Here is a 5,747-nt window from a genome sequence, read left to right on the forward strand (position 1 = left end):
GTAACGAACCTGCACCAACTGCATCAGCGAACGCGCAGCGTCCAGATTCTTTTGAGCAATGCCCAAGCGATCCTTGAGCGCGAGCGTCTGGAAGTAATAAGTCGCGACGTCCGCCTGCAGAACCAGTCGCGCAGTCACAAGATCGAACTCACGAGCAGCCACGCGAGCCGACGCGGCGTCCAGGTTCGCGCGGTTCGCGCCCCACAGGTCCAGCTCGTAACTAATCGCCAACTGCGAGCTATCGGAGGAAGACAGCGAACGCGCGCCATTCAACTCTTTCTGGCGACTGCCGCTCACCGAGGCCGATGCATAAGGCAACAACCGGGCACCAGCCACTTTCGCCGAGGCTCTCGCCTGTTCGATACGCGTCGCAGTCGCGGCCAAATCGTGATTCGCCGCCAACGCTTCCGCCATCAGCTGTTCCAGCTCAGCGTCGTTGAACAACCCGCGCCACTCCGCCGGATTCTCGCTGGTCGCCGCAGCCTTCTGTTCCGCCCACGACGCCGGCAACTCCGAATTCGGCCGCTCGTAGCGAGGTGTAACACTGCAGCCGGCCAACACGCCGACCACGGCAATCAGCAGCGCGGACTTCATATACTTTTGCACTTTCATTTTCATTACTCCGAGGCCAGAGCGACGACCGGATCCATGTAAGCAGCCTTACGCGCCGGCAAGTATCCAAACAGCACGCCCGTCAACAGCGCCGAGCCGAGCGCCAGCAAGGCCGGTGCCGCAGTGAACGCCACGTTCGTACCAAAAGCTTCCGCGATGAAGCCGGCGGTGAAGCCCAGGCCCACACCGATCAAGCCGCCGATACCGCAAACCACCAGCGCTTCGGTATTGAATTGCAGCAGGATGTTGCTGGCACGAGCACCAGTCGCCATGCGCACGCCGATCTCACGCGTCCGTTCAGTGACGCTGACCAACATGATGTTCATCACACCGATGCCGCCGACGATCAGCGAGATCGCCGCCACACAACCGAGCAACAACGTCAGCGTGTTCTGAGTCGAAGCCGCCGCCGCCATGAATGAACTGGTGCTACGCATCTGGAAGTCTTCCAGGTGGTGACGTTCCATCAGCAACTGACGAATCTGTTCCTGAGTGGTCGCGGTCTTGGCATCGTCAGCCAACTTCACATTCACAGAGGCCAGGTACTGCGCGCCGAACAACCGGTTGAAGCCGGTCGACAGCGGAATGAACGCCGCATCGTCCATGTCCGAACCGAAGGCGTTGGCACCCTTGGTGGACAACACACCGATCACTTCGAACGGCGTGTTGGACACCAGAATGAACTGACCCACCGGATTCTCATCGTCAGGAAACAAGTTCTTCGCGACCGTCTTGCCGAGCACGATCACCGTGGCATAGCTACGCACATCGTCTTCAGTAACGAACGTGCCGCTTTCCATCGGCCAGTTCTGCGTGGTCTGGTAGGCCGGCCACACGCCCGTGATGTTGCTCTGATAGTCCACCGAGCCCATGCGCAACGTTGCACGCGTCTTTCGCTCCGGCGACACCGCGAGCACGTTATCCACCTCGGCGATGGCCTTCGCGTCATCAGGTACCAGTGTCGCCACGTCGCCAGTGGGACGTGTACCAGGCGCGCCGGGGAACACCAGCAACAAGTTGCTGCCCATGGAAGCGATTTGCTTCATCACGGCTTCCTTGCTGCCGTTACCGATGGCCAGCATGGTGACGACTGCCGCCACGCCGATCATCACGCCGAGCAAAGTCAGCGCGCTACGAAACTTGTTGGCACGCAGCGAGCGCATGGCCATCTTGATGGCTTCCTGCAAGTCGTCGAGCCAGGTCGCCTTAGCCGATTGCACGGCACGTTCGCCGCCTTTGCCAGCAACGGTGCGCTTCACTCCGGAATCGTCGGTGATGCTGCCGTCCTTGATCTGCACGATACGCTCGGCATGTTCGGCGACGGCGGCATCGTGGGTGATCAGGATGATGGTGCGGCCTTCCGAGTGCAGCTGCTTGAGCAGCGCCATCACTTCGGCGCCGCTGCGGCTGTCCAACGCACCCGTGGGCTCGTCGGCCAGAATCACTTCGGCATCGTTCATCAAGGCGCGAGCAATCGACACGCGCTGCTGCTGACCGCCCGACAACTGATTCGGCCGATGATCGGTGCGTTCACCAAGACCCAGCTTGGCGAGCAAGCTGCGTGCTCGATCTCTGCGGGCTTCGTGTGCCACGCCGGCGTAGATCGCCGGCAGCTCGACGTTCTCGGCGGCCGACACCGTCGCCAGCAAGTTGTAACGCTGGAACACGAAACCGAACGTGTCACGACGCAGCGCCGCCAACTCATCCGGACTCAACTGGCTGACATCCACGCCGTTGACTTCGTAGCGCCCTTCGTTGGGACGATCCAGACAGCCCAGGATGTTCATCAAGGTCGACTTGCCCGAACCGGACTGACCCATGATGGCCACGAACTCGCCGCGACGAATCTCGAGCGATACGTGATCGAGCGCGCGAATTTCCGAGTCGCCGCTTTCGTAGACGCGGCTGGCGTCGACGACTCGGATCAAAGGAACGTTAGTGTCCATAATGTTTTCTCGCTCAGACCTAGCTGCCGCTTACAGACGCGGACCCATCGGAGGACGACCACCACCACTCTGAGACGCACCGCTGGCAGCCGGAGTCGCAGCCGCGACGATCAACTGATCGCCAGGCAACAGACCGGACACCACCTGCGCCATCGAGCGACTGGTCAAGCCGACCTTCACTTCGCGTTCGACCACGCCTTTATCGGTCAACACCTTCGCCTTGTACGCGCCGGCATCGCGTTGCGCTTGCAGCGCATTGATGGGCGCGAGCGGCACATCTTTCGCTTCACCCAAAGTGAAGAACACTTGCACCGTCATTTGCGGCAACAACTGACCTTCCTTGTTGTCGACATCGATCAGCACGTTGTACAGAACCACGTCGTTCTCGACTTCCGGGGTCGGATACACGGCGCGCACGCTGCCCTGCCACTTCTTGTCGGGCATGCCGAGCGTGGTGAAGTGAGCGGGCATACCGACCGTGATGCGACTCACATCGGCTTCAGCCACCTGCGCCCACACCGTCATCACATCCATGTTGGCAACTTGCACGATGACCGGCGCCGACTGAGTCGCGTTGACGGTCTGACCTTCGAGCGTGGTCTGCGAAGCGACGGTGCCGGTGAGTGGCGCGTAGATCTTGGTGTAACCGAGGTTGGCCAGATCGCCCGAGAGCGTGGCTTCCGAAGCTCGGATCTGAGCGCGAGTCGCGGCCACCGTTGCAGCAGCAACCTTGGCTTGCGCCTCAGCCGTATCGACCGTGGTCTGACTGACCGCATCGGCATCGCGCATCTCTTGATTGCGCTTCAGCTCGGTGGCGGCCAACGCCGACTCGGCCAACTGTTGTTCCAGCTGCGCCTGCAGATTCTCGAGCGTGGCGCGATCCTTACGGACCGTGGACTCGTACACCGTCGGATCGATTTCAGCGATCAAGTCGCCCTTGGCCACGCGGTCGCCGATAGCAACGTGAATTTTCATCACGCGGCCACCCACCTGGGTACCCACATCGACATAATCTTTGGGCTCGATGGAACCCACGGCGGTGATGGTTTTCTGCAGATCGCCGCGCGTCACAGTCACCGTCTGCAGGCCCGTATCGGTGTCCTGTCCAATGTAGTGGCAGGCCCCGGCTACCAGCGCGGCAGCCAGTACCGCCGGCACCGCGGCCTTGCTCCAACCGCCCCAAACCCGTGCCTTAGTCATGATTCGTACCCTTTTCCCAAGCCCATGAATGGGCGTTTCGATGGCTCAAAGCATGGGCGGCAAATGCGGAGGAAAATTGAAGACTTTATGGAGTCGGGGCTCGCAGGCCGGTCGCCGTCTTGCCTGAACGGGCCGGCCGGGTCTTAATGCCGCCCCATGAAATGGAGCATTTCCACCAAGCTGTTCCTGGTGTTGGTCGCGATCAGCATCGCCACAGTGACCGCCATGGGCCTGTCGGCCCGCATCAGCTTTACCCGCGGCTTCATCGGTTACCTGAACGAACAGAGCACCGAATATGTCGAATCCCTGATTCCGCGCCTGGCCGATGCTTACGAAAGCGAAGGCGGCTGGGGCTTCCTGAGCCACAACCCGCGCAGTTGGTATCGCCTGCTGGACAACCGTTCGCGCCGCGACCGGGACGGCCCGCCGCAATTGTCGGAAGTCGACTTCACCGCCGTGCAGTTGCGCTTGACGCTGCTCGACGCCGACTACGAGATCGTGGTCGGCAATCGAAACTTCTCCAAGGATTCGCCGATGAAGGCCGTGACCGTGCGCGGCGAGACTGTCGGCTGGCTCACGCTGGTGCCCTACCAACAAGCCACCGCCGCCGCCGACGTGCGTTTTCAAAAGCGCCAGCTCACCCAGAATTGGTTGATCGGTCTGGGCACAGTAGTGGTCGCAGCACTCGCCGCGTGGTGGCTGTCTCGTTTGCTGGTCACGCCGCTGACTCGAATCGCCTCGGCCACGCACAATCTGGCCAGCGGCGACTACAAGGTGCGTATTCCAGTCACGTCGAAAGATGAAATCGGCGGTCTCTCCGAAGATTTCAATCGGCTGGCGCAAGCGCTGGCTCACAACGAACAGTTGCGACGCTCGTTCATGGCCGATGTTTCGCATGAACTGCGCACGCCGCTGTCCGTCCTCAAAGGCGAACTCGAAGCCATCGAAGACGGCGTGCGCACCATGACGCCCGCGACGCTGGCATCGCTGCAATCGGAAGTCAGCACACTCAGCAAACTGGTGAACGATCTTTATGACCTGTCGCTGTCGGACATCGGCGCGCTCAGCTATCGCATGACCGACGTCGAGATCGGCGACGTGTTGGAAACCACGCTCGCGGCATTCCGACAACGCATGACCGAGCGTGAGCTCAAAGTGGAAACCAACATCGACCCGCGCGTGTTGGTGAATGGCGATGAAGGCCGGCTGCAGCAGCTGTTCAATAACTTGCTGGAGAACTGCGCTCGCTATACGCAAATCGGCGGCACGGTTCGCGTGAGTTGTCGCAGCACCAACGGCGACGTGCTGGTTGAAATCGAGGACTCCGGCCCCGGCGTGCCGGCCGACATCCTGCCGCGCATTTTCGAGCGCTTCGTGCGTGCAGAAGCTTCGCGAAATCGTTCGCACGGTGGCGCGGGGCTCGGCTTGGCGATCTGTCGTAACATCGTCGAGGCGCACGGCGGCACGATTGCAGCCAGCGCTGGAGCGTTGGGCGGACTGTCGATCGGCATCAAACTGCCGCGACTGCGCAACTTGCAGGTGTGATATGAGCGACGAAGTTATCCCGACGCGCGTGCTGATCGTCGAAGACGAACCGAAACTGTCGCAGTTGCTGGCCGACTATTTGACCTCGGCGGGCTACCAGACCCAGATCGTGGCCGACGGCCGCAACGTGGTGCCGACGCTCAAGTCGTCCAGCTTCGACTTGATGTTGCTCGACCTGATGCTGCCGGGCCGCGATGGCATCGAGGTATGCAAGGACGTGCGCGCCTTCAGCAACATTCCCATCATCATGGTCACGGCGCGCGTCGAAGAGATCGATCGATTGATCGGCTTGGAACTCGGTGCCGACGACTACATTTGCAAACCGTTCAGTCCGCGCGAAGTGGTAGCGCGAGTCAAGGCGATTCTGCGTCGAGCACCGCAGGCGCAAGCGGTGGCGCAGATCGATTCCCGTCTGAGCATCGACGAGACCCAGTTCCTGGCCAC

5 protein-coding genes are annotated in these 5,747 nt (G+C 61.2%); 2 read left to right on the top strand and 3 right to left on the bottom strand.

The annotated features are described in order from the left end of the window. The 3 genes from JNL55_RS04495 to JNL55_RS04505 all read right to left on the bottom strand — a co-directional run. On the bottom strand, positions 1 to 612 hold a 612-nt coding region (locus JNL55_RS04495), incomplete at its 3' end, for a TolC family protein (protein WP_293849899.1). 5 nt (positions 613 to 617) lie between these two features. Next, positions 618 to 2,561, bottom strand: a complete 1,944-nt coding sequence (locus JNL55_RS04500; protein ID WP_415923007.1) for a MacB family efflux pump subunit — start codon at positions 2,559 to 2,561, stop codon at positions 618 to 620. A gap of 27 nt (positions 2,562 to 2,588) precedes the next feature. Then, the gene (locus JNL55_RS04505) at positions 2,589 to 3,758 is read right to left on the bottom strand and encodes an efflux RND transporter periplasmic adaptor subunit (protein ID WP_293849903.1); all 1,170 of its coding nucleotides are present in this window, start codon (positions 3,756 to 3,758) and stop codon (positions 2,589 to 2,591) included. A gap of 156 nt (positions 3,759 to 3,914) precedes the next feature. Here JNL55_RS04505 and JNL55_RS04510 point away from each other — a divergent pair, with 156 nt between their 5' ends. Further along, positions 3,915 to 5,303 (top strand): ATP-binding protein, encoded by a 1,389-nt coding sequence (locus tag JNL55_RS04510; protein ID WP_293849905.1) that lies wholly within the window; start codon positions 3,915 to 3,917, stop codon positions 5,301 to 5,303. 1 nt (position 5,304) lies between these two features. Beyond that, the coding region (locus tag JNL55_RS04515; protein ID WP_293849908.1) for a response regulator at positions 5,305 to 5,747 on the top strand (443 nt) is incomplete at its 3' end.

It is taken from the genome of Steroidobacter sp. (assembly GCF_016790065.1).
Lineage (GTDB): Bacteria > Pseudomonadota > Gammaproteobacteria > Steroidobacterales > Steroidobacteraceae > Steroidobacter.

Excerpts from the sequence above, each read along its gene's own strand:
- JNL55_RS04505 (WP_293849903.1), bottom strand. The coding sequence starts at position 3,758 with ATGACTAAGGCACGGGTTTGGGGCGGTTGGAGCAAGGCCGCGGTGCCG.
- JNL55_RS04510 (WP_293849905.1), top strand. The coding sequence starts at position 3,915 with ATGAAATGGAGCATTTCCACCAAGCTGTTCCTGGTGTTGGTCGCGATC.